This is a genomic window from Oceanibacterium hippocampi (assembly GCF_900172325.1).
Classification (GTDB): domain Bacteria; phylum Pseudomonadota; class Alphaproteobacteria; order Sneathiellales; family Sneathiellaceae; genus Oceanibacterium; species Oceanibacterium hippocampi.
The window spans coordinates 570,223-591,476 of the sequence record NZ_FWFR01000002.1; the positions used below are offsets into that span (position 1 = coordinate 570,223).

Here is a 21,254-nt window from a genome sequence, read left to right on the forward strand (position 1 = left end):
CATGTCAATCTGAATATTTAATCATGACAATTCAGGACGCGGAGAAAGATACGCTCAGAGCGTCAGCAGGGCCGGCTCCGGCGCCCCCCGATAAAGCGAGGCGATGATGCCGAGTCCGGTCCGCAATTCGTCCGCCCCGGTCGATCCGACCGAGACGCGGATCCCCGGCGGGCTCGGCTGGGCGCCGGCATGAAAGGACGACCCGGGCGCCACCGCGACGCCGCGCAACCGGGCAAAGGAGACGAAGTCCGATTCGCTCCGGCCCTCCGGCAAAGGCAGCCAGAGATGCAAGCCCTGCTCGTGCGAAGTGTAGCAGATATCGCCGAGAACCGCCGCCGCGTCCCGCTGGCGCCGGGCGAGCGCCTGCCGCTGCCAGCGCACCAGTTCGTCCGCGGTTCCGTCGACGACCCATTGCCTGGCCAGTTCGGCGATCAGCGAGGAGGCCATCCAGTTGGTCACCAGATGGCGGTTCAGGGCCGAGGCGAGCAGCCGTTCCGGGGTCAGCAGATAGGCGATCCGCAAGGCCGGCACGGTGATCTTCGTAAAACTGGTGAAATAGAAGGTCCGCTCCGGCGCGAGTGTCGCGAAGGGCGGCGGCCGATCGGCGATCAACGGCCCCCAGGCGTCGTTCTCGATCAGCCAGAGATTGTAGTGCCGGGCGATCCTGGCGATCGCCTCGCGGCGCCCGAGCGACATGAAGGCGGCGGTCGGCCCGGCTCCGTTCGGCAGCAGCGCGAGCGCCGAGATGTCGCCTTCACGGCACAGCCGCTCGAGCTCGGTGGGGATGATCCCCTCCTCGTCCATCGCCACCCCTCGCACCTGGATACCCAGATAGCGGGCCAGCGGCAGGAGCGTGTGGTGGGTGAAAACCTCGGTCGCGATCGTGCTGCCCGGCGGCAGGGCCGTCATCACCGAAACGGCGATCGCCGCCGTCGCACCATTGGTGATCTGCACATCCCGTTCGCCCGGATCGATGCCGCAACGCCTGAGCCAGGCGAGCGCCGCCGGACGATGGCTGGCATAGACGACGTTGGAGCGGAAGGAGGTGATCGCGCGATCCGGCATCGAGCCCGCGACCGCCGCCGCGCCGGCGCGGAACAGATCGACATGGCGTGCTTCGAGAACCGGCTTCAGCATCGACAGGTCGATGACCTCGGCGACCCGTTCCGGGATATAGGGCGGGCTGTGTTCCTCCGCGCCGAGCCGCACGAAGGTGCCGCGGCCGACCTCGCCCGAGGCAAGCCCTCGCCGCATCAGTTCCTCGTAGGCCCGGCTCACGGTCTGCACCGAGATGCCGAGTTCGTAGGCAAGCTGGCGGTGGGTCGGCAGCCGCTCGCCCTCCTGCAGAAGACCCTCGGCGATCGCCCGGCCGAACTGCTCGACCAGCGACAGATAGATGGGACGGCTCAACTGGCCGGGATCGGGACGCCAACTTGTCATGAGACACTTATGCCCATAATCAGTACAATTGACAATGCGGAACGGATATCCTCATGCTGCATCGGTGCCGGCGGCGAGCCCGGCATCCGCGCAACGGTGAGCCATGAAACTCGACGCGATCGACCTTCGCATCCTGTCGGAAATCCAGAAGAACGGGCGCGTCGCCAAGGTCGCCCTGGCCGAGCGCGTCGGGATATCGGCAACGCCTTGCTGGACGCGCCTGAAGCGGCTCGAGGACAGTGGCCTGATCGCCGGCTATCACGCCAGGCTGGCGCCCCGCGTCGCCGGTCCGGTCACGACGGTGCTGGTCGAGGTGACGCTCACCAATCACCGGCAGGCCGATTTCGACCGGTTCGAGCGCGCCGTCCGGGCGATCCCGGAAATCGTCGGCTGCTGGGCGGTGGGCGGCGGGCTCGACTACATGCTGCAGGTCATGACACGCGACATCGACATCTACCAGCGCCTGATCGACGAGTTGCTGGAGCGCGAGATCGGCATCGCGCGCTATTTCTCCTACATCGTCACCAAGACCGTGAAGGACCCGGTCATCCTGCCGACGGATGCGCTGTTCGGGGCCTCGTCCGAGGCGGAAAGATGATTCCCCCGCGCCTCCGCCCCGCGGGAAGATGATCTCTCTCCGATCGGCGGCCTATTCGGACTCGCTCTCTCCGTCCGGGCCCCATTCTCAAGGGCGAAATCGCTCTGCCAGGGGAGAAAACCGGATGTCCGCCTTGTTCCCGATCAAGCAAGCCGTCCACGAGACCGCCGCCGAGCTCGACCGTCTCGGCAACCGCCGGCTGCTGCGCACCCTCGCCTATGTCGACGGCCGCTGGACGGCCGGCCCGGAGGGCCGCGATTTCACCGTCGACGATCCGGCCACCGGGCTCACCATCGCCCGGGTCGCGAAGCTCGGCGCCGGCGACACCCGGGCCGCGATCGACGCCGCGACGACGGCCTTTGCCGGCTGGTCGAAGGCCCCGGCGGCCGAGCGCGCCGCGCGGCTAGACGCCTGGCACCGGCTGATCGTCGCCAATCGCGAGGACCTGGCCGTGCTGATGACCCTGGAACAGGGCAAGCCGCTGGCCGAGGCCCGCGGCGAGATCGACTATGCCGCCTCTTTCGTCGCCTTCTACGCGACCGAGGCGAACCGATCCTTCAGCGAACCGATGGAGAGCCACCTGCCGGGCGCCGAAGTCGCGGTCGAGCGGATCCCGCTCGGCGTGGCCGGCATCGTCACGCCGTGGAACTTCCCGGCCGCGATGCTGACCCGGAAAGCCGCTGCGGCGCTGGCCGCCGGTTGCACGGTGGTCGCCCATCCGTCCGCCTGGACGCCGCTCTCCGCGCTGGCGCTGGCGGCGCTGGCCGACGAGGCGGGACTGCCGGCGGGCGTCTTCAACGTGGTCACCGGCGAGGCCTCGGAAATTGTCGGCACAATGGTCGACGACCGCCGCGTCCGGGTCTTCTCCTTCACCGGCTCGACCGAGATCGGGACGATGCTCGCCGGACGGTGCGCGGGGACCATGAAGACCGTGATCATGGAACTCGGCGGTCATGCCCCGCTAGTGATCTTCGACGACGCCGATATCGAGCGCGCGGTCGGGATCGCGATGGCGGCCAAGTTCGCGACCTCGGGCCAGGATTGCCTCGCCGCGAACCGGATCCTCGTGCAGCGCGGCATTTACGAGGCGTTCACGGCAGCCTTCGCAGAAAAAGTTTCCGCGCTCCGCACCGGCAACGGCTTCGACGACGTCGATATCGGCCCGCTGATGCATGAAGGCGCCGTCGACAAGGCGGCGCGTCATGTGGACGACGCGGTAGCCAGGGGCGCCCGCCTGCTGGTCGGTGGCGCGCGGCACGAGGCCGGGCCGCTGTTCTACCAGCCGACGCTGCTTGCCGACGTCCCGGCCGACGCCCTGATCATGACCGAGGAAACCTTCGCGCCGGTCGCCGCCCTTGCCCCTTTCGACACGGAGGCGGAGGCGATCGGCCGGGCCAACGACACCGACTACGGGCTCGTCGCCTACCTGGTCACGGCCGACCCGGCGCGCATCGAGCGGATGAGCGCGGCGCTCGATTTCGGCATGGTCGCGGTCAACCGGGTCAAGATCACCGGGGCCCCAGTGCCCTTCGGTGGCGTCAGGATGTCCGGCCTCGGCCGCGAGGGTTCGCGGCACGGGCTCGAGGCCTTCACGACGCTCAAATACCGCTGCCTCGAACAGGCTTGAGGCGAAACGACAGAACCGGAAAGGCAGGACCGACATGCTCCGTCGCAACGACCAGCTCGAAGAGTGGGATCGCGCCCACTTCTTCCACCCCTCGACCCACATGGCGCAGCATGCCCGCGGCGAAACGCCGACCCGCGTCGTCACCGGCGGCGAAGGCGTCTTCATCAGGGACCGTGACGGCAACCGCCTGCTCGACGGCTTCGCCGGGCTCTATTGCGTCAACGTGGGCTACGGCCGCACCGAGATCGCCGAGGCGATCGCCGCACAGGCCCGCGAACTCGCCTATTACCATTCCTATGTCGGGCATGGCTCCGAGGTCTCGATCACGCTTTCCAGGATGATCGCCGAGCGCGCGCCCGAGGGCCTCAACCACACCTATTTCGGGCTTTCCGGCTCGGACGCCAACGAGACCAACATCAAGCTCGTCTGGTATTATAACAACGCGCTCGGCCGGCCCGAGAAGAAGAAGATCATCTCGCGCTGGCGCGGTTACCACGGCTCCGGCGTCATGACCGGCTCGCTGACCGGACTCGACCTCTTTCACAAGGCGTTCGACCTGCCCCGCGCGCCGATCCTGCATACCGACGCGCCCTACTATTTTCGGCGCGAGGACCGCAGCCAGAGCGAGGCTGACTTCGCCCGCCAGTGCGCCGAACGGCTGGAAGCGCTGATTGTCGCCGAAGGTCCCGATACCGTCGCCGCCTTCATCGGCGAGCCGGTCCTCGGCACCGGCGGCATCGTGCCGCCGCCGGCCGGTTACTGGGAAGCGATCCAGGCGGTGTTAAGGAAGCACGACGTGCTACTGATCGCCGACGAGGTGGTCACCGGCTTCGGCAGGCTCGGCAGCATGTTCGGCTCGGACCATTACGGGATCGACGCCGATATCATCACCATCGCCAAGGGCCTGACCTCGGCCTATGCGCCGCTGTCCGGTTCGATCGTCCACGACCGGGTCTGGGAGGTGCTGATGCAGGCCTCCGACGCGATGGGACCGATCGGCCATGGCTGGACCTATTCGGCGCATCCGGTCTGCGCGGCGGCCGGCGTCGCCAACCTGAAACTGATCGACGACCTCGGCCTGGTCGGCAATGCCGGCAAGACCGGCGGCTATTTCAACAAGGTGATGCGCGAGGCCCTTTCCGGCCATGCCCATGTCGGCGACGTGCGGGGCGAAGGCCTGCTTTGTGCCGTCGAGTTCGTCGCCGACAGGGAGACCACGCGGTTCTACGACGCCGCCGAGAAAGTCGGTCCGCGCGTCGCCGCCGCCCTGCTGGAACGCGGCGTGATCGCCCGCGCCATGCCGCAGGGCGACATCCTCGGCTTCGCGCCGCCGCTCTGCCTGTCCCGGGCGGAGGCAGACACCATCGCCGGCGCCACGGGTGAGGCGGTCAAGGCAGTGCTCGGCTGACCGGGACGGGCAGGCAAGGAAGGGGGCGAATGGTCGTTCCCTTCCCCCTCCGGCGCGCATGTCGCGCGGCCCGTTCAGCCACCGGTCAGGGTGGGGCCAGTCCGAAACAGGCTTGCCAAGCGACGCCACGAACGGCTTAGATAGACGGCGAGAAAGCGGCAACGACCGAGGGGTGCGACTATCGAACAAGGGCGAATTGCCAGCGAAACGGCCGATGAACGAAGCGGCGGCGCCATCGTCGCCGAGCATGTCTTCAAGATCTTCGGCGAGGGCGCGAACGCCATGCAGGCGCTCGACGACGTTTCCGTCACGATCCGGGAGAACGAGTTCTTCACCCTTCTCGGTCCCTCCGGCTGCGGCAAGACCACCCTGCTCCGCCTGATCGCGGGTTTCGATCAGCCGACCCGCGGCACGATCCTGCTGCAGGGACAGGATATCTCCCATCTCCCGCCCTACCAGCGCTCGGTCAACACGGTCTTCCAGAGCTACGCGCTGTTCCCGCACATGACGGTGGCGGAGAATATCGGCTTCGGCCTCGAGATGCTCGGCAAGCCGAAATCTGAGGTCCGCGAGACCGCCGACCGGATGCTGAAACTGGTCCGCATGGAGGAATTGCGCGACCGCCGCACCGACCAGATTTCCGGCGGCCAGCAGCAGCGCGTGGCGCTTGCCCGCGCACTCGCGCCGCGACCGAAGGTCCTGCTGCTCGACGAGCCGCTGTCGGCGCTCGACTACAAGCTCCGCAAGGAAATGCAGATCGAGTTGAAACGCCTGCAGAGCGAGACCGGGATCACTTTCATCTTCGTCACGCACGACCAGGAAGAGGCGCTGACGATGTCGGACCGCATCGCGGTGATGCATGCCGGCAAGGTCCTGCAGATCGGCAGCCCGCGGGAGATCTACGATCACCCGGCCGACCGCTTCGTCGCCGACTTCATCGGCGATACCAATTTCCTCATGGCCGAGGTGCTCGCCTCCGACGGCCGGCAGGTCCGGCTGCGTCTCGCCAGCGGGCCGGAGATCGCCGTCGAACTGCCGGAGAACCGGAGCGCGAGCGGCCGCGTCACCGTGGCGATCCGGCCCGAACATGCCCGGCTTGCACCGGACGGCGCAGCGCTCAACGGGACGCTCGAGAATATCGTCTATCTCGGCACCGACACCCATTACCACGTCCGCCTTGACGGCGGCGAAGCCTTCGTCGTGCGCAACCAGAACCGCCGCGACAGCACCGAGGCCCTGCAGGCCGGCGCCCCCGTCGGCATCGCCTTCGAGCCGGATTCCGTCCAGGTATTGAGAGATTGAGATGCTGACCGAGACAGCCGGCAGCGGACGGGTCGAGGCGGAGGAACGCCGCAAGGTCCGGCGCAGCTGGCTGCTCAGCGCGCCGGCGCTCACCGTGCTGTTCATGGCCGCCTCCGGCCCGCTCCTGATCGTGCTGGTCTATTCCTTCCTGGAGCCGGCCGAATACGGCGGCGTGGTCTGGAAGTTCTCCGACGAGGCCTGGTTCAAGGTCGTCTTCCAGCGCGATATCTTCGACGGCACGCTCTCGTTCGCCGACGCGCACCTGATGATCCTCTGGCGCTCGGTCCGGATCGCCTTCCTGACCACCCTGACGACCCTGGCCTTCGGTTTTCCGACCGCCTATTTCATCGCCACCCGGCCGGCCTCGGACCGCAACATCTGGCTGTTCCTGATCACCATCCCGTTCTGGACCAACCTGCTGATCCGCACCTTCGCGATCCTCGAGGTGATCCGCAACGAGGGCATCATCAATACCGGGCTGAAGCTCGCCGGCATCATCGACCAGCCGATCCAGATGCTCTACAGCGACTTCGCGATCATGGTCGGCATGACCTACGTCTACCTGCCGCTGATGGTGCTGCCGCTCTATGCCTCGATGGAGCGGCTCGACTTCCGCCTCGTGGAAGCCGCCTACGACCTCTATGCCAGCCGCCTCGCCGTGCTGCGCCGGATCATCGTGCCGCTGGTCAAGCCGGGTATCGTCGCCGGCTCGATCCTGGTCTTCGTGCCGGCGCTCGGTGCCTATGTCACGCCGCGCGTGCTGGGCGGCGGCAAGAACATGATGCTGGGCAACCTGATCGAGTTGCAGTTCGGCGCCGGCCGCAACTGGTCGCTCGGCGCGGCGCTCTCGATCACCCTGCTGGCGATCGTCATGATCGTGCTGCTGTTCTATGTCCGCGCCGTGCAGCGTGCGTCGGAGGCGCGGCAATAATGGCGCTCTTCGGACAGCGGCGACCCTTCTCGATCCGGCGGCTGCCCGGGTTCACGATGATCGCGATCACCTGTTTCGTGCTGCTCTACACGCCGATCGTCACGCTGGTCGTCTATTCCTTCAACGCGGGCAAGTATATCGCGATCTGGGAAGGCTTCTCGCTGCAATGGTATGTCGCGGCCTGGAACAACGCGGCCGTGCAGGACGCGACGATCCGCTCGCTGGTACTGGCGGCCCTCGCCTCGCTGTTCGCCACGACGCTGGCGACCATGGCGGCGCTCGGCACGACCCGGGTCAAGCCGTTCCGCGGGCTCACCGCGATATACGCGATGATCAACCAGCCGCTGATGGTGCCGGAAATCGTGACCGCGGTGGCCCTGCTGATCCTGTTCGCGGTGATCAAGGTCGCGACCGGCGTTCAGGGTCTCTATTACCTGGTCGCCGCCCATACCGCCTTCTGCATCCCGTTCGCCTATCTGCCGATCCGCGCCCGCCTGGAGGGCATGGACCTGACGCTCGAAACGGCGGCGGCCGACCTCTACGCGACGCCATGGCAGACCTTTCGCCGGGTCACGCTGCCGCTGCTTTTCCCCGGCATTCTCGCGGGCGCCATGCTCGCCTTTGTCATTTCGCTCGACGACGTGGTGATCACGGAATTCGTCAAGTCGGCCGGCCAGGAAACCCTGCCGACCTACATGCTGGGCCAGCTTCGCCGGGTGATCACCCCGGAAATCAATGCCATTTCGACGGCGTTGCTGGCGATCTCGATCATCGTCGTATCGCTGTTCTTTGTGATTACGCGCAAACCTTCGTAAAATGGAAAAACCTATACAGGGAGATGTCCAATGATGTGGAAACTGTCCGCCGGCCTCGCCGGTGCGGCCCTGCTTGCCTCCGCCGGCATGGCGCAGGCCGCAGGGGAACTCAATCTCTACAACTGGGGCAACTACACCAATCCCGAACTGATCAAGAAGTTCGAGGAAGCCCACGACATCAAGATCACGGTCACCGACTACGATTCGAACTCGACCGCGCTGGCCAAGGTCAAGGCCGGCGGCCACGGCTTCGACATGGTCGTCCCCTCGGCGAATTTCGTGAAGATCTTCATCGACGAGGGGCTGGCGATGGAATCGCGGCCGGACCAGATGCCGAACTTCAAGAATGTCGCCGAGCAATGGCGCAACCCGCCGTGGGACCCGGGCCGGCATTACAGCGTCCCGTGGCAATGGGGCACGGTCGGCATGGTCGTCGACACCTCGGTCTATGACGGCGACATCAATACCTCGGCGATCGTCTTCGATCCGCCCGAATCCCTGGTCGGCAAGATCAACGTTGCGCCGGAAATGGGCGATATCATGGGCCTCGCGCTCATGTATGTCGGCAGCGAGCCCTGCACGACCGACAAGGATGCGCTGAAGAAGGCGCGCGACGCGCTGATGGCCGCGAAGCCGAAGTGGCTGTCCATGGATTACGGCCTCGTCGAGAAGATGCCGCGCGGCGACTTTGCCGCGGCCGCCTACTGGAACGGCGCCGCGTTCCGCGCCCGGCTGGCCAAGGACACCATCAAGTTCGGCTATCCGAAGGAAGGCTACCCGGTCTGGATGGACAGTGTGCTCATCCTGAAGGACGCCAAGAATGTCGAGAACGCCAAGACCTTCATGAACTTCGTCATGGAGCCGGAGAATGCCGCGCTGATCTCGGCCTTTGCCCGCTACGCCAATGGCATCGACGGCTCGGAAGCCTTCATGCCGGAAGACATGAAGACGGCGGTCGAGATCCAGGTGCCCGACGCCTACAAGGACAAGGGCGTCTTCCTCCCGGCCTGCCCGAAGGAAGTCAACGACATCTACACCGCGATCTGGACCGAACTCACGAAGTAAGGGTCACGTCCTACGGAAGGGCCCGGTTCGCCGGGCCCTTCTTTTTTCCGCGAGGGACCATGACAACGCACCCCGACGAGGCCGAACCGACGCTCGCGAACTGGCGCCTCGCGCCCTACAGCAGCCGCTCGTTCCACAATGTCGAGGCGCTGGTGCCGGTCGTTCGCGCCGCCGCCGGAACGCCGCGGCCGTTCGAGACCGCTCCGACCCCGGTCGACGGGATCGCCTTCGAGGGCCCCGACGGGCAGGAGCGCCGCGTGGGCGAGGCCATGGCGGCGACCGCGACGCGCGGCCTGGTGGTCCTCAAGCGCGGCCGGCTCGTCGCCGAACGCTACGGCCACGGCTACGACGGCGACACGCCGCACATCATCTTCTCGATCACCAAGTCGGTCACGGCCCTGCTCGCCGGGATCGTCGTCGAACAGGGCAAGCTCGACCCGGAGCAGCCGGTCACCCGATACGTGCCGGAAGTGGCCGGCTCCGCCTACGGCGACTGCACCGTGCGCCACGTGCTGGACATGACCGTCTCGTCCTCCTTCGTCGAGGATTACAACGATCCGGACAGCGACTATGTCCGCTACCGCCGGGCGACCCTCTGGAATCCGCTGCCGCCGGGCGAAAAGCCGGAATCGCTGCACGAATTCCTCGCCGACATGCGCCCTGCACCCGAACCCCACGGCGAGATCTTCCGCTATCTCTCACCCAACGCCGACCTGCTCGGCTGGATCGTCGAACGCGCCGCCGGCGAACGCATCGTCGACCTGCTCTCCGACCACCTGCTGAGGCCGATGCGGGCCGAGGCGCCGGGTGTCATCACCGTCGACCGCGACGGCTCGCCGCGCACCGGCGGCGGCCTTTCGCTTCGCCTGCGCGACCTTGCCAGGCTCGGCGAACTGATGCGCAACCACGGCGAGGTCGAGGGCCGCCAGGTGCTGCCGCGCGACTGGGTCACGGATATCCGCGAAGCCGGCGACAGCAGGCCCTGGCGGAAAGGCAGCATGGCCTACCTCTTCCCCGAGGGCCGTTACCGCAGCCAGTGGTACCAGACCGGCAACGCCAGCGGCAGCTTCTGCGGCATCGGCATCCATGGCCAGTGGCTGTGGATCGACCCGGCCCGCGAGGTCGTGATCGCCAAGGCCGCCGCGCAGCCGGAACCGGTCGACGACCCGACCGACGCGCTGATGCTCCGCGCCTTCGAGGCGATCGCCGCCGCCGTCTGACTCTCCCGAAACCGCTGTCACCGATACCCGGTGCGCCCCCAAATCCGCGTGCGAAGGGAACCCGACTGGCCGAAACACGGTTATCGGTTCCCGGCGTGTCGCACCGCCGGTCAGTCGTCAGAGCCGTTCCGGCATGACGACATGGTTGTTTTCCGCGGGGGAATACCGATGCGCCGACCGAACGATGACAACAGCCAATCGAGCCGATACGCGCGCGACAGCCTGACGCTGGTCGGCGCGATCTCGATGGGCACCGGCGTGATGATCGGGGCCGGTATCTTCGCGCTGACCGGTCAGGTCGCGGAACTGGCCGGATCGTGGTTCCCGCTGGCCTTCCTGGCCGCCGCCGTGGTGTCCGGTTTCAGCGCCTATTCCTACGTGAAGCTGTCGAATACCTACCCGTCCGCCGGCGGAATCGCGATGTTCCTGGAAAAGGCCTACGGCAAGACGGCGATCACGGCCGGCTTCGCGCTGCTGATGTATTTCTCGATGGTCATCAACGAAAGCCTGGTGGCACGGACATTCGGCACCTACGCGCTGCGGCTGTTCGATGTCGGGGAGGAAAGCTTGCTTGTTCCAGCCCTCGGCGTCGGTCTGCTGCTGATTGCCTTTCTCGTGAATATCGTGGGCAACCGGATCATACAGACCCTCTCGTTCGTGATGGCCTTTCTCAAGATCGGTGGAATAGCGGTATTCGCGATCACCGGACTCTGGGCGTCCGGCTTGTCGTTCGAAAGCGCTTCGATCGCTCCGCGCGAAACATCGGCAGGGGGATTTCTCGGCGCCGTGGCGCTCGGCATTCTTGCCTACAAGGGATTCACGACGATCACCAACAGCGGCGGTGAGATCGTCGATCCGCATCGCAATGTCGGGCGCGCGATCATCTGGTCGATCCTCATCTGTGGCATCGTATACCTGCTGGTCGCACTGGCGGTCGGGAGCAACCTGACACTGGAGGAGATCGCCGCGGCGAAGAACGCCTCGCTCGCCGAAGCGGCCCGACCTGCCTTCGGGGGCGCCGGCGAAACGTTCACGATTATCTTCGCCATCGTCGCGACAGTATCGGGGGTTATTGCCAGCGTCTTCGCGGTCTCGCGGATGCTGGCAATGCTGACGGACATGAAGCTGGTCCCGCACAGCCATTTCGGCATGCCCGGCGACATCCAGAAACATACGCTCGTCTATACCATCGTGGCCGCCATGCTGCTGACGATCCTCTTCGATCTTTCGCGCATCGCGGCGCTCGGTGCGATTTTCTATATCGTCATGGATATCGCCGTGCATTGGGGAATCCTGCGCCATCTGCGCAAGGAGACCGGCGCTTCGACGCCGATACTCGTGACCGCCATTCTGCTCGACGTGACTGTTCTCGGCGCCTTGCTCGTGGTCCGTGGCGGCTCCGATCCGATCATCATCGTCGTCGCGCTCGCCGGGATCGCCATCCTCTTCCTCGGCGAGAGACTGTTCCTGCGCCTGTCGCGGGAGTGACCGCGCCACAGCGCGCGTTCTCACCCGCACCGGGCGATTACCGGTCGGTTCGTCGAACCCTCAGGCCGGGTTCCCGGCGGCGTCCTGCCCGAAGCTCCCGCTCGCGGCGAGCGCCGCGTACCAGTCGAGCGCGCCCGGATCGGCGAGCGCGTCGCGGCTCGCCACCTTGTCGGCCGGATGGCCGAGCAGCAGCCGGCGCACCGGGATCTCGAGCTTCTTGCCGGACAGCGTGTAGGGGATCGACGGCGCGGCGATGATCCGGTCGGGCAGGAAGCGCGGCGACACGCGCGAGCGGATCGCCTCGCCGATCCGCTGCCGGAGGCAGTCATCGACGCGCGTCCCCTCGCGCGGGACGACGAACAGGACGAGACAGCTGTCGCGTCCGAGATACTCCAGGTCGACCAGCATGGAATCCTGCAGGTCCGGCAGCTTCTCGACCGCCGAGTAGATCTCGCTGGTGCCAAGCCGCACGCCGTGCCGGTTGATGGTCGCGTCACTGCGGCCGAAGATCACGCAGGTGCCGTCGGCATCGATGCGGATCCAGTCGCCGTGCCGCCAGACCCCCGGGAAGACGTCGAAATAGCTCGACCGGTAGCGCTCGCCGTCGGGGTCATTGAGAAAATAGAGCGGCATCGACGGCAACGGCCGGGTACAGACCAGTTCGCCCATCTCGCCGATGACCGGCTCACCGGCGTCGTTCCAGGCGGCGACGGCGGAGCCGAGTTGGCGGCATTGCATGCGCCCCGGTTGCAGCGGCAGGTCCCGGTTGCCCGACACCAGGTTGGCGCAGAAATCGGTGCCGCCGGAGATGTTGCTCCACCAGATGTCCGGCGTGCCGAGGGCGGCAAATGTCCGTGTTCCCCATTCCTGGACCGCAGGCGGCAGCGGCGAACCGGTGGTCCCGAGGGCCCGGATGCGAGCGAGATCGCCGCAGGCGGCCAGGCCGATCCCGGCCTTCATGCAGGCCCCGTAAAAGGCCGCGCCGGCACCGAAGTAGGTCACCCCGTGCCGGGCCGCGAAGCGCCAGAGCGTGGTCCAGTCCGGCCCCCCCTTCGGCCCGTTCGGGCTGCCGTCGTAAATGCAGATCGTCGTGCCGCTGACCAGTCCGCCAACCTGGGCGTTCCACATCACCCAGCCGGTCGTCGAGAACCAGTGGAAGCGTTCGCCGAAGCTGTTCTCCTCGTAGGAGCAGCCGACATCGACATTCTTGCTGCCGGCGAACCCGGCCATGAGAACACCGCCATGGCTGTGCACCATCGCCTTCGGCATGCCGGTCGTGCCGCTCGAGAAGAGTACCCAGAGCGGATGATCGAAGGGCAGCCATTCGGGCTCGAAATCATCCGCCGCCGCATCCTCCCGCGCGACCGACGCCGCGAAATCCGCATCGGCCGGGATCGTTCCCGTGGCATACGGCGTGCGCAGCAGGATCACCCGCTCGACGCTCGGCAGTTCGGCGCGCAGCGTCTCGACCATGGCGCTCCGGTCGGCCGCCCGGCCGCCGTAATGGATGCCGTCGACGGCGATCAGGATGCACGGCCCGATCTGGCGGAACCGGTCGATGACCGCCTGCGGTCCCATGTCGGGGGCGCAGACGCTCCACACCGCGCCGATCGAAATGGTCGCGAGAAAGGCGACGATCGTCTCGGTCCGGTTCGGCATGTAGGCCGCGACCCGGTCACCCCGCGTCACGCCCAGATCGCGAAGGGTCAGGGCGAAGGCAGCAACGTCGCGGCGCAGCCCGGTCCAGCTCGTCTCGCGGACCGCCCCCTCCTCGTTCTCGGCGATGATTGCCGGCATGCCGGCCGCCGTCGCGGCATCGACATGGCGGAACACCTCGCGCGCATAATTCACCTGCGCGCCCGGGAACCAGACGGCGCCGGGCATCCGTTCCTCCGCCAGCGCGGCACTGTGCGGCGTCGGCGAGGTCATCCCGTGATAGTCCCAGAGGCTCTGCCAGAAGTCGTTCGGTTCCCCCACCGACCATTGCCAGAGCGCTTCGTAATTCTGGAAGTCGAGGCCCCGGTTCCGGCTCAGCCAGGCCTGGTAGCGGCGAAGTTGCGAAACATAAGCAGGACGCACGATCCGTTCTCCCCTTCTTCGGTCCGCTCGGGACCATCAATCCTCTCGTTCCCTGTCGCAGGCCGCAAGCGCGACATCGCACCTCTTGCGGGAAGCGGGGAAGCCGTATTCGTATCAACGGTTTATCTCAAGAAATATCACGCAAGCAACAGAAGCGCCTGGTCAAGTAATGAGGGGACGCGCCGATTCTTCGTTAACTTTCTCAAAAGTCGCGTATTATCTTCCATTAAGGAATGCATTTTCGACAGCTGGCCAATCGGCAAGCGGGAGGCATTTCCTCCCCAGGCTGGCAGCGACTGTGCGTAGTTGTTTCGCGAATTGTAGTGATTTACCGGCCGATCGGAGTTTGGAGAATTCAGTAAGATGGAGAAGAGAGCCGAGCGACTGCAGGTCATGCTTACGCAGTCAGAGGTCCTTGCCGTCGATGACTGGCGTTTCGAGCACAAGATGCCGTCCCGCTCGGCGGCTGTCCGGGCATTGATGAACATCGGCCTCAGTACCGCCGGTTCGGTCGACGGCGAGAAGCTGATGCAGAACAACATCTCGTCTACCGATATCGGCGTGGTCAAGAACGGTTCCGCCGTTGTCCGCGAAGCGTTGCGCCTCGGCGACGGCGCCACCATCCTGATCGTCGATCAGGATTTCCTCATCGCGCACGGCATCAAGAGTGTCCTGGAAGACGCCGGATTCGACGTTCTCGAACCGGTCGCGACAACCGAAGAAGCGCTCAAGTCGGTCGAGCAGTTCGAACCGGACGCGGTCATTCTCGATCTGCATGCGGGCGAGTGTCCCGTCGTCGACATCGCCGATGCGCTCGCCGAGGCGAAGGTGCCCTTCATCTTCTGCACCGATTGCGACCCGCAGGACGCATTGCCGGAACGGCACTGGGTGGCACCGATCGTCAGCAAGGTCAGCATTCCCACAACACTCGTGACGGCGGTCCGCGATCTCGTCGAATAGACGCGTTCGGACCCGGAACCTGTCCGCCCGGTAAGCGTTCGTCTGGCATCAGGCCATCCGGCCAGTTGATGCCGCCACAGGCGGACAGTACCGACCGACAGGAGATTGTTGCATGAGCAAGCAGGCCGTTCTGCAGGCGAAACCCGGCAAGGTGAAGGTGAAGACCGGGATCCCCGAGCGCGACACCGGGAAACTGGCGACCTGCCTCTCCCGCTCGCTCGCCGATACCTACATCCTCTACCTGAAGACGCAGGGCACGCACTGGAACGCGGTCGGGCCGTTATTCTACGGCCTGCACAATCTCACCGAGGCACAATACGAGGATCTGGCGGCCGCCATCGACGACATCGCCGAACGCATCCGCGCCATCGGCCATGTCGCGCCGTCCAGCTTCGCCGAGTTCGAGAAATTCTCGGAACTGAAGAGCGAGGCGACCCAGAAATCCGCCGAGAACCTCGTCCGCCAGCTCGTGGCCGACAACCAGGCGGTCGCCGAACGGCTGCGCCATTCCGTGCAGGCCGCCGAGGAGATCGACGATGTCTATACCGCCGACCTCCTGACCGCCCGAATCGGCGCGCATGAGCAGGCGGCATGGATGCTGCGCTCGATCCTCGCCGAGTAGGGCCACCCCTACCCTCCCGCAACGCACGGAGATCACCATGGCCACGGAGAATGCCCGCAAGACGGTTGCCGAGATCATCGAGGATCCCGGCCAGTTCTACGCCAGCCCCTTCGACGTCGTCCGCGACGACGAGTTGAGCCGCGACGACAAGCTTCGCGTCCTCGGCGCGATGGAAACCGACGCGCGCGAGCTGGAGGTCGCGGAGGAGGAGAACATGCAGGGCGGCGAAACATCCCGCCTCACGGATGTGCTCGAGGCGATCCGCCTGCTCGCGCCCGACAAGGCATCGGCGCATGCGCTCGGCGAGCGTCGTAACACCAAGCAGTAGCGCCCGTCAGGTTCCACGACGTTTCCGCCGGCTCCCTCTCCGTCCGCGCGGAAACGGGCGGCCGTGCCGGACCCCGCCGGGTCAGGCGCGGCCGCCCTGTCTTCAGCCGCCGGCGAGCAGGATCGCCATCGCCCCGCCATAGAGCCCGACAAGCGCCAGCCCCTCGAAACCGATATTGCCCGGGCCGTGCCGCTGGCGACCGACCAGGCCAAGAATCAGGACGACCGTCATGAGGATGGAAAGCAGCACCAGGAAGGCCTGCTCGCCCGCCATCGCGTGATAGATCGAGCCGTCCCGGTAGGCGATGTCGGCGGCGCCGACGAAGAGAACATCGAAGCAGTTCCCGCCGAGTATGCCCCCGACGGCCAGGGTCAGTGCGCCGCGGCGCACCGCGGCGACGGTCGTCACCAGCTCCGGCGTCGAGGTCGCAAGCGCCGTGACCAGCGCCCCGACGACCGTTTCCCGCAACCCGCCCAGGCGAACGAACGCCAGGCCGCTCTCGGCGATCAGGTATCCGGCAACCGCCACAACCAGACCGAGGGCAAGGATCCCGGCCAGCAGCGAGCCGGTCCCGGGCGATCCCTCCGGACCGCCTTCGGGCCGGTCGGGACGGGTTTCCGGGGTCTCGGCCGGCCCCCACATGGGCTCCGTCCGGACACCGGAGCCGAGCCGCAGCCCGACTAGGTAGAGCGCGAACAGGACCGGCGTCGCCGGATGGATGCCGAGAAACGTGACCGGGTCGAGGTGGCCGGCGGCAAGCAGCACCGTCAGCATCATGACCAGCATCAGGCCGCTCACCATGTTGGTCAGCGATGCCGCTGCGTGTTCCAGGTTGGCATGGCGATAGGCGAGGTCGGCGGCGACCAGAAACAGGGTTTGCGCGGCAATCCCGCCGAGCGCGTTGGAGAGCGCGAGATCGACATAGCCGTCTCCGGCGGCAACCACCGAGGTCACGAGGCCGGACAACGAAGTCGCGGCCCCGAGAAACAGGGCGCCGGCAATCGCCTCCCCGAGACCGGTGACGTCGGCCAGGCGGTCGACCAACCGGGTCAGCCGGATTCCGCCCAGGAGAATGGCGACCGAAGCCGCGGTGAAGACCAGCAACGCCGGCAGAACAGACTGGGACTGGATATCGGGCACGATCGCCTTCCTGAGAGTGCATGGCGCACCGGTGCCGGCCGGCGCCGGGATCGCTCGGCGCGCCTAGTCCGGGAGGGGCTGTCGGGAGGGCGGACGGCGGATCATCCTCCCACCCAGCAGGATTGCGGGAACCGTCGCCGCCAACGCGATGAGGGTTGCCGGCGGAAAGACCGCCACATCGGTCGCGAAGCCGAAGCCGAACAGCAACGAGGCGGTCATGAAGAATGTCCCGCCGGTGATCATGGACACCACCGTGACGAAGACCAGATAGGCGGCCGCCAGCGGCAACCGGGGATGCCGCGCATGCCGGCAATAGGGCCAGGCAACGACCATGAAGGCGCCCCAGAGCGCCAGTATCAGTCCGCCGATCATGTCAAGAGATCCCTGCCATGCCGGTTGAACGCCTGTCGGCCCGGATTGTTCCCGTCATGGAACCAAAGCGGATGGCGCGCGTTCCTTGTTCAAACGCACCGAAGGAACAGGAGATGACCGACCCGCGTGGCCGGACATCCGGAAACGCGCCGGGAAATCCGGATGAGAACACCGCCAGAAATCGTCCCGGCCGGGATGATGCGACGCACATCGATCCACGCGCGGCGAGACAGGCCGAGATCATCCTCGACACGCGCCGGAAACGCTGGCGCTACGTCGCCATTCTCGGGCTCGCCGTGGTGTTCCTGTTGATCGCCTTTCTGGCGGCGATTCCATCCTGACGTCCGGGCAGCGTCCGAATTCTCGGACGCCCCCGGCAATGACCATGCAGCAGAAGGAATCGGGAGAACGGCAGCGGCCGCCCCGATGTCAGTTACTCAGTATGTCGTCGGTGGCGTCGGACTGCCGCCAGACCCACGCCCGTTCGCGTTGCCCGATGACCGGACCCTTGACCGGAGGCATTCCATGACAATGGCACGCGATATCATGCAACCCGCCGAAGCCATCGTGCATGTCGCACATTCGCTTCGCGAGGCCCTGATCCGATTCCGCGAAAGCGACACCGACTATCTCGTTGCCCTGGACGGCAACCAGGTCGCCGGCGTCATCGACCGTGCCCTGCTGGTCGATCTCGACGCGAAAACGCCCGGGATCAGCGATGAACTGATCGGCAACCTCGATTCCCTGAAATTCCGCACCTGCCGGCTCGACGACGACATCACCGTGGTCGAGCGACTGCTGACCTTCTCCGATGCGGGTATCGTCGCCGTCGTCGACGAGGATCACCAGATCCACGGCCTGATCGGCCCGAGCGACCTGGCCCCCGGCGACGACACCGCCGCCCCAGACAGGAAGCGGCGCGCCCGCGACCCGATGGAGAAGGCGCCCGACACCGCCCCCTTCGGCGAGGTGAAGAGTTACACGACCCGGCCGCATGTCCCGCCGGCGAAGAAAAGGCGCGACTGAGCCGCGTCGTCGACAGGAACCTCGGCCTTCCGCAAGCGTTCAATTTGGTAGTGAACTACCAGCATCCCGCAAACCGGAAAGGACGGAAACATGGTCGACAGGAAAGACAAGCATATCCTCAGATTCAACGAGTTGCGCCGCGATCTGGATGAAGTGAAGGAGGAACGCGGACACTGGGATCAGAGCGATCCCTATGGCGAAACGATCGAATGGCTGGACGCCGAGATCGGTCGCGCGATGCGCGAGATCGACGAGACGGCGGAGGCGTCCTGGCCCGACGACGACAAGGAAATGGAGGATCGCTACACCGAACTCCGCCATGCCCTGGACCGGCTGCGCGACGGCGACACGGGCGCGACGCCTGCCGGTCACGACGGACACGCCCACCACGCCTGACGACTGTCGCAGGAAATGCGCCGCGGCCGGCATCTCGCCGGCCGCGGCCGTTATCATCTGCGGCCGGCATCTCGCCGGCCGCGGCTGATATCATCTGCCCCCCCCGGCAGGATAACCGGACACACGACACATTTTCACGAAAGCGAGGACGACATGTCGAAGAATGTCTACAGCGTCACCGAAGTCTACGGCTCATCGCCGGACTCGCTGGACGACGCGATCAACAACGCGGTTGAAACCGCCGGCAAGACGCTCCGCAATCTCGAATGGTTCGAAGTGTCGGAAATCCGCGGCCACATCGAGGCCGGCAAGGTCGCCCATTACCAGGTCGGCGTGAAACTCGGCTTCCGCTACGAAGGCGGCAAGTAAGCCACCACCGCCGCACGGCCCGCAACGGCCCGCAACGGAACGGCGCCCGGAGTTACCCGGGCGCCGTTTCTTCCTGGCCGACCGTCCCTGTCTGCGGATCCGTCACGGCCACATGAGCGGTCGGTCGTAGTGGCTCTCCAGCGACTTCTCGAACTCGGGGCCGATCTCGGAATGGCCGGTGAATTCAGGGCTCTCCTTGATCGCCTGGCGCTCCAGGTCGACCTGGACGATCTTGGCCGACCAGTCGATCGCCTTGGCCCAGACCGGCGCGACGATCACCTTCCTGCCGGGCAGCCAGTTCCGCGTGTCGATGACCATGTAGCGGACGACCCAGGTTTCGTCATCGACCAGGAAGTCCTCGACATGGCCGATCTCGCCGTCGAGCGCCTCGATGTGATAACCCTCGACCTCGTTCGCGCTGCGCAGGTGGGAATCGTGGCCCTCGGCGATTTCCGCCTCGCTCTCGCCCGCGGCGTTCCGTTCCTCGGGAATCGCCCGCACCGGCTGCAACGGCGGGACCAGCGGCGCCGCCATGACGCCGGCCGGATAGGCCTCCCAGTAATAGGGCCAGTTGTAGTGACGGCGGAGATTGATCTCCTCCTGGCGCGAGACCGGCAAGTCGGTCGAGACCCCGGGCCCCTCCTCGATCGCCTTCTTGGAGAGGCCGACGACGAACTTCTCGTCGACGATATTGACGTCGTTCACCGCGTCGGGCGCGACCAGCACCTTGCGCCCGAACAGCCAGCCCGTGTCGACCACCATGTAGCGGACGGTCCAGACGCGGTCGTCGAAAAAGAAATCGTTCGCCTTGCCCACGTCGCCGTCCGACGCCTGGATCCGGTAGCCCTGCAGTTCCTTCATACTTTGCAACATGATCTGGCCTTCCTTTGCCTGTGTCAGGGGACGGCCACCGCCGCGGCGATCCTTGGCGCTGCGCGGCCAACCGACCGTTGACTAGGGAAACGTCTGCGCGCAGTCGCGGTTCCAACCGCCGGGCTCACATCCAGCGGGTGATCATGCGGTGCTGTACATCCGCCTGCGCGGCGATCCGGTAGAAATTCAGCAGTTCGCGCATCGGATCCGCCAGGCGATCGAAGCCGGACATGAAGGCGACGACGATACCGATCGTCGTTTCGCCCTGGATCGCCAGGTAGCCGCCGACGAGAAGGACCGACAGCGGCGCCAGGTTGTTCATCAGGTTGACCGCGGCCTTCAGGACCGATTTCAGCGCGACGATCTTGATCCGGTTCCGATAGACTTCGTGGACAACGGTCCGGAACCCGTCACCGGTCAGGCTTCCGCCGTCCTCCTCCGCCCCGGTGATGGTGTCGCTGAGCCCGCGGATGAGCTTCAGCCGTTCCTCGATCAGCCGGTTGAGCCAGGACTGGACGAATGGCACGAGGATCAGCTGCGGCACCAGGAACGCGAAGCTCAGCGCCGCGACCAGCGGATCGACCACCAGCATGTAGCCGGTGATCGCGACGAACATGCCGAGATTGACGACCGGTTGCGAAATCCCCTCGCCGACGAAACCGGCCAGCTTGTCGATCTCGGTGGTGATGACCGAGACAGCCCGTCCCTGGCCGTTGTTCTCGTCGTCCCGGTCCCGCTCAGCATGGATACGCGCCAGATGGTTCCGGCAATAGGCGGTGGCACTTTCGCTGAGCCAGCCCTGGTAGATGCGGAGCCCGAACTTGATCGCGCCCTGCACGGCGACGACGGCGAGATAGATCGCCCCGAGTTCGATGAGCAATGTCGCGTCGCGATCCTCGACGGCGTTGTTGATGATGCGGCGCTGCAGTTCGAGCGGGGCCATGCTGAGACTGGCGACGGCGAGCGCCACCAGGCTGACCAGCACCTGGTGCTGGCCGGTCATGCGCCAGACGAAACGGAACAGCGAGCGCACCGGCCTGTCGTCGCCGGTCCTCTCGATGCTCTTGGGCTTAAGCCGGATCCAGCCGAACATGAACGTCCCCCCTGCCCGTCGCCGAACCGCGATGCGGGCATCCCCATAGCCGAACGATGGAACTGGGAACAAGTTCCCGGCGCGGCAACGCCCCGCCGCCGA

Annotated in this window: 22 protein-coding genes; 16 read left to right on the plus strand and 6 right to left on the minus strand. The window is 66.0% G+C overall.

Annotated elements, in window-relative coordinates:
• Nucleotides 1-54: 54 nt before the first annotated feature.
• Complete coding sequence (ehuR, locus tag OCH7691_RS13620; protein ID WP_085884085.1) at nucleotides 55-1,440, minus strand: MocR-like ectoine utilization transcription factor EhuR; 1,386 nt, start codon at nucleotides 1,438-1,440, stop codon at nucleotides 55-57.
• 103 nt (nucleotides 1,441-1,543) lie between these two features.
• Between ehuR and OCH7691_RS13625 the strand changes: the two genes are divergently transcribed.
• The 9 genes from OCH7691_RS13625 to OCH7691_RS13665 all read left to right on the plus strand — a co-directional run bounded on the left by OCH7691_RS13625 (nucleotide 1,544) and on the right by OCH7691_RS13665 (nucleotide 11,894).
• Nucleotides 1,544-2,038, plus strand: coding sequence for an Lrp/AsnC family transcriptional regulator (locus OCH7691_RS13625; protein WP_085884086.1), 495 nt, complete (start codon nucleotides 1,544-1,546; stop codon nucleotides 2,036-2,038).
• Between the two features lie 124 nt (nucleotides 2,039-2,162).
• Nucleotides 2,163-3,665: an NAD-dependent succinate-semialdehyde dehydrogenase gene (locus tag OCH7691_RS13630; RefSeq protein WP_085884087.1), complete on the plus strand. Its 1,503-nt coding sequence runs from the start codon at nucleotides 2,163-2,165 to the stop codon at nucleotides 3,663-3,665.
• Between the two features lie 34 nt (nucleotides 3,666-3,699).
• Nucleotides 3,700-5,073 (plus strand): aspartate aminotransferase family protein, encoded by a 1,374-nt coding sequence (locus OCH7691_RS13635; RefSeq protein WP_085884088.1) that lies wholly within the window; start codon nucleotides 3,700-3,702, stop codon nucleotides 5,071-5,073.
• 282 nt (nucleotides 5,074-5,355) lie between these two features.
• A complete protein-coding gene (locus OCH7691_RS13640; RefSeq protein ID WP_085884089.1) occupies nucleotides 5,356-6,375 on the plus strand; it encodes an ABC transporter ATP-binding protein in 1,020 nt (339 codons plus the stop codon).
• Between the two features lies 1 nt (nucleotide 6,376).
• Entirely contained in the window at nucleotides 6,377-7,306 is a 930-nt protein-coding gene (locus OCH7691_RS13645) for an ABC transporter permease (protein WP_085884090.1), read from the plus strand.
• Entirely contained in the window at nucleotides 7,306-8,121 is an 816-nt protein-coding gene (locus OCH7691_RS13650) for an ABC transporter permease (protein ID WP_085884091.1), read from the plus strand. The genes OCH7691_RS13645 and OCH7691_RS13650 overlap by 1 nt, the downstream gene beginning before the upstream one ends.
• Before the next feature lie 30 nt (nucleotides 8,122-8,151).
• Nucleotides 8,152-9,186, plus strand: a complete 1,035-nt coding sequence (locus OCH7691_RS13655) for an extracellular solute-binding protein (RefSeq protein WP_085884092.1) — start codon at nucleotides 8,152-8,154, stop codon at nucleotides 9,184-9,186.
• A 59-nt stretch (nucleotides 9,187-9,245) separates the two neighbouring features.
• Nucleotides 9,246-10,406 carry a serine hydrolase domain-containing protein gene (locus OCH7691_RS13660; protein ID WP_085884093.1) on the plus strand — a complete coding sequence of 387 codons (1,161 nt, stop codon included), beginning with the start codon at nucleotides 9,246-9,248 and terminating at the stop codon, nucleotides 10,404-10,406.
• Between the two features lie 168 nt (nucleotides 10,407-10,574).
• Nucleotides 10,575-11,894, plus strand: coding sequence for an APC family permease (locus OCH7691_RS13665; protein ID WP_085884094.1), 1,320 nt, complete (start codon nucleotides 10,575-10,577; stop codon nucleotides 11,892-11,894).
• A 60-nt stretch (nucleotides 11,895-11,954) separates the two neighbouring features.
• Here OCH7691_RS13665 and OCH7691_RS13670 read toward each other — a convergent pair whose 3' ends face one another.
• On the minus strand, nucleotides 11,955-13,973 hold the full coding sequence (locus tag OCH7691_RS13670) for an acetoacetate--CoA ligase (protein WP_217807984.1): 2,019 nt from the start codon (nucleotides 13,971-13,973) through the stop codon (nucleotides 11,955-11,957).
• 363 nt (nucleotides 13,974-14,336) lie between these two features.
• Here OCH7691_RS13670 and OCH7691_RS23305 point away from each other — a divergent pair, with 363 nt between their 5' ends.
• From OCH7691_RS23305 to OCH7691_RS13685, 3 genes are all read left to right on the plus strand, one after another.
• Complete coding sequence (locus OCH7691_RS23305) at nucleotides 14,337-14,933, plus strand: response regulator (RefSeq protein ID WP_176245053.1); 597 nt, start codon at nucleotides 14,337-14,339, stop codon at nucleotides 14,931-14,933.
• 112 nt (nucleotides 14,934-15,045) lie between these two features.
• Entirely contained in the window at nucleotides 15,046-15,555 is a 510-nt protein-coding gene (locus OCH7691_RS13680; protein ID WP_085884096.1) for a Dps family protein, read from the plus strand.
• 37 nt (nucleotides 15,556-15,592) lie between these two features.
• A complete protein-coding gene (locus OCH7691_RS13685) occupies nucleotides 15,593-15,883 on the plus strand; it encodes a hypothetical protein (RefSeq protein WP_085884097.1) in 291 nt (96 codons plus the stop codon).
• 102 nt (nucleotides 15,884-15,985) lie between these two features.
• Here OCH7691_RS13685 and OCH7691_RS13690 read toward each other — a convergent pair whose 3' ends face one another.
• Nucleotides 15,986-17,023, minus strand: coding sequence for a sodium:calcium antiporter (locus OCH7691_RS13690; protein WP_085884098.1), 1,038 nt, complete (start codon nucleotides 17,021-17,023; stop codon nucleotides 15,986-15,988).
• Nucleotides 17,024-17,086: 63 nt separating this feature from the next.
• On the minus strand, nucleotides 17,087-17,395 hold the full coding sequence (locus OCH7691_RS13695; protein WP_085884099.1) for a hypothetical protein: 309 nt from the start codon (nucleotides 17,393-17,395) through the stop codon (nucleotides 17,087-17,089).
• Between the two features lie 17 nt (nucleotides 17,396-17,412).
• Between OCH7691_RS13695 and OCH7691_RS13700 the strand changes: the two genes are divergently transcribed.
• The 4 genes from OCH7691_RS13700 to OCH7691_RS13715 all read left to right on the plus strand — a co-directional run bounded on the left by OCH7691_RS13700 (nucleotide 17,413) and on the right by OCH7691_RS13715 (nucleotide 19,186).
• Nucleotides 17,413-17,736 (plus strand): hypothetical protein, encoded by a 324-nt coding sequence (locus OCH7691_RS13700; RefSeq protein WP_139839698.1) that lies wholly within the window; start codon nucleotides 17,413-17,415, stop codon nucleotides 17,734-17,736.
• A gap of 184 nt (nucleotides 17,737-17,920) precedes the next feature.
• Nucleotides 17,921-18,421: a CBS domain-containing protein gene (locus tag OCH7691_RS13705; RefSeq protein WP_139839699.1), complete on the plus strand. Its 501-nt coding sequence runs from the start codon at nucleotides 17,921-17,923 to the stop codon at nucleotides 18,419-18,421.
• Nucleotides 18,422-18,511: 90 nt separating this feature from the next.
• The gene (locus tag OCH7691_RS13710) at nucleotides 18,512-18,817 is read left to right on the plus strand and encodes a hypothetical protein (protein ID WP_085884102.1); all 306 of its coding nucleotides are present in this window, start codon (nucleotides 18,512-18,514) and stop codon (nucleotides 18,815-18,817) included.
• Between the two features lie 153 nt (nucleotides 18,818-18,970).
• A complete protein-coding gene (locus tag OCH7691_RS13715; protein ID WP_085884103.1) occupies nucleotides 18,971-19,186 on the plus strand; it encodes a dodecin in 216 nt (71 codons plus the stop codon).
• A gap of 102 nt (nucleotides 19,187-19,288) precedes the next feature.
• On the opposite strand, the gene OCH7691_RS13720 is transcribed toward OCH7691_RS13715, so the two are convergent.
• A complete protein-coding gene (locus tag OCH7691_RS13720) occupies nucleotides 19,289-20,059 on the minus strand; it encodes a PRC-barrel domain-containing protein (RefSeq protein WP_139839700.1) in 771 nt (256 codons plus the stop codon).
• Nucleotides 20,060-20,183: 124 nt separating this feature from the next.
• Nucleotides 20,184-21,152, minus strand: a complete 969-nt coding sequence (locus tag OCH7691_RS13725; protein ID WP_085884105.1) for an ABC transporter transmembrane domain-containing protein — start codon at nucleotides 21,150-21,152, stop codon at nucleotides 20,184-20,186.
• Between the last annotated feature and the right edge of the window lie 102 nt (nucleotides 21,153-21,254).

What these genes read in the sequence shown, in the direction of transcription:
- ehuR (WP_085884085.1), bottom strand. Translation starts at nt 1,440, where the DNA reads ATGACAAGTTGGCGTCCCGATCCCGGCCAGTTGAGCCGTCCCATCTAT.
- OCH7691_RS13625 (WP_085884086.1), top strand. Translation starts at nt 1,544, where the DNA reads ATGAAACTCGACGCGATCGACCTTCGCATCCTGTCGGAAATCCAGAAG.
- OCH7691_RS13630 (WP_085884087.1), top strand. Translation starts at nt 2,163, where the DNA reads ATGTCCGCCTTGTTCCCGATCAAGCAAGCCGTCCACGAGACCGCCGCC.
- OCH7691_RS13635 (WP_085884088.1), top strand. Translation starts at nt 3,700, where the DNA reads ATGCTCCGTCGCAACGACCAGCTCGAAGAGTGGGATCGCGCCCACTTC.
- OCH7691_RS13640 (WP_085884089.1), top strand. Translation starts at nt 5,356, where the DNA reads ATGCAGGCGCTCGACGACGTTTCCGTCACGATCCGGGAGAACGAGTTC.
- OCH7691_RS13645 (WP_085884090.1), top strand. Translation starts at nt 6,377, where the DNA reads ATGCTGACCGAGACAGCCGGCAGCGGACGGGTCGAGGCGGAGGAACGC.
- OCH7691_RS13650 (WP_085884091.1), top strand. Translation starts at nt 7,306, where the DNA reads ATGGCGCTCTTCGGACAGCGGCGACCCTTCTCGATCCGGCGGCTGCCC.
- OCH7691_RS13655 (WP_085884092.1), top strand. Translation starts at nt 8,152, where the DNA reads ATGATGTGGAAACTGTCCGCCGGCCTCGCCGGTGCGGCCCTGCTTGCC.
- OCH7691_RS13660 (WP_085884093.1), top strand. Translation starts at nt 9,246, where the DNA reads ATGACAACGCACCCCGACGAGGCCGAACCGACGCTCGCGAACTGGCGC.
- OCH7691_RS13665 (WP_085884094.1), top strand. Translation starts at nt 10,575, where the DNA reads ATGCGCCGACCGAACGATGACAACAGCCAATCGAGCCGATACGCGCGC.
- OCH7691_RS23305 (WP_176245053.1), top strand. Translation starts at nt 14,337, where the DNA reads ATGGAGAAGAGAGCCGAGCGACTGCAGGTCATGCTTACGCAGTCAGAG.
- OCH7691_RS13680 (WP_085884096.1), top strand. Translation starts at nt 15,046, where the DNA reads ATGAGCAAGCAGGCCGTTCTGCAGGCGAAACCCGGCAAGGTGAAGGTG.
- OCH7691_RS13685 (WP_085884097.1), top strand. Translation starts at nt 15,593, where the DNA reads ATGGCCACGGAGAATGCCCGCAAGACGGTTGCCGAGATCATCGAGGAT.
- OCH7691_RS13695 (WP_085884099.1), bottom strand. Translation starts at nt 17,395, where the DNA reads ATGATCGGCGGACTGATACTGGCGCTCTGGGGCGCCTTCATGGTCGTT.
- OCH7691_RS13700 (WP_139839698.1), top strand. Translation starts at nt 17,413, where the DNA reads ATGCCGGTTGAACGCCTGTCGGCCCGGATTGTTCCCGTCATGGAACCA.
- OCH7691_RS13705 (WP_139839699.1), top strand. Translation starts at nt 17,921, where the DNA reads ATGACAATGGCACGCGATATCATGCAACCCGCCGAAGCCATCGTGCAT.
- OCH7691_RS13710 (WP_085884102.1), top strand. Translation starts at nt 18,512, where the DNA reads ATGGTCGACAGGAAAGACAAGCATATCCTCAGATTCAACGAGTTGCGC.
- OCH7691_RS13715 (WP_085884103.1), top strand. Translation starts at nt 18,971, where the DNA reads ATGTCGAAGAATGTCTACAGCGTCACCGAAGTCTACGGCTCATCGCCG.
- OCH7691_RS13720 (WP_139839700.1), bottom strand. Translation starts at nt 20,059, where the DNA reads ATGTTGCAAAGTATGAAGGAACTGCAGGGCTACCGGATCCAGGCGTCG.
- OCH7691_RS13725 (WP_085884105.1), bottom strand. Translation starts at nt 21,152, where the DNA reads ATGTTCGGCTGGATCCGGCTTAAGCCCAAGAGCATCGAGAGGACCGGC.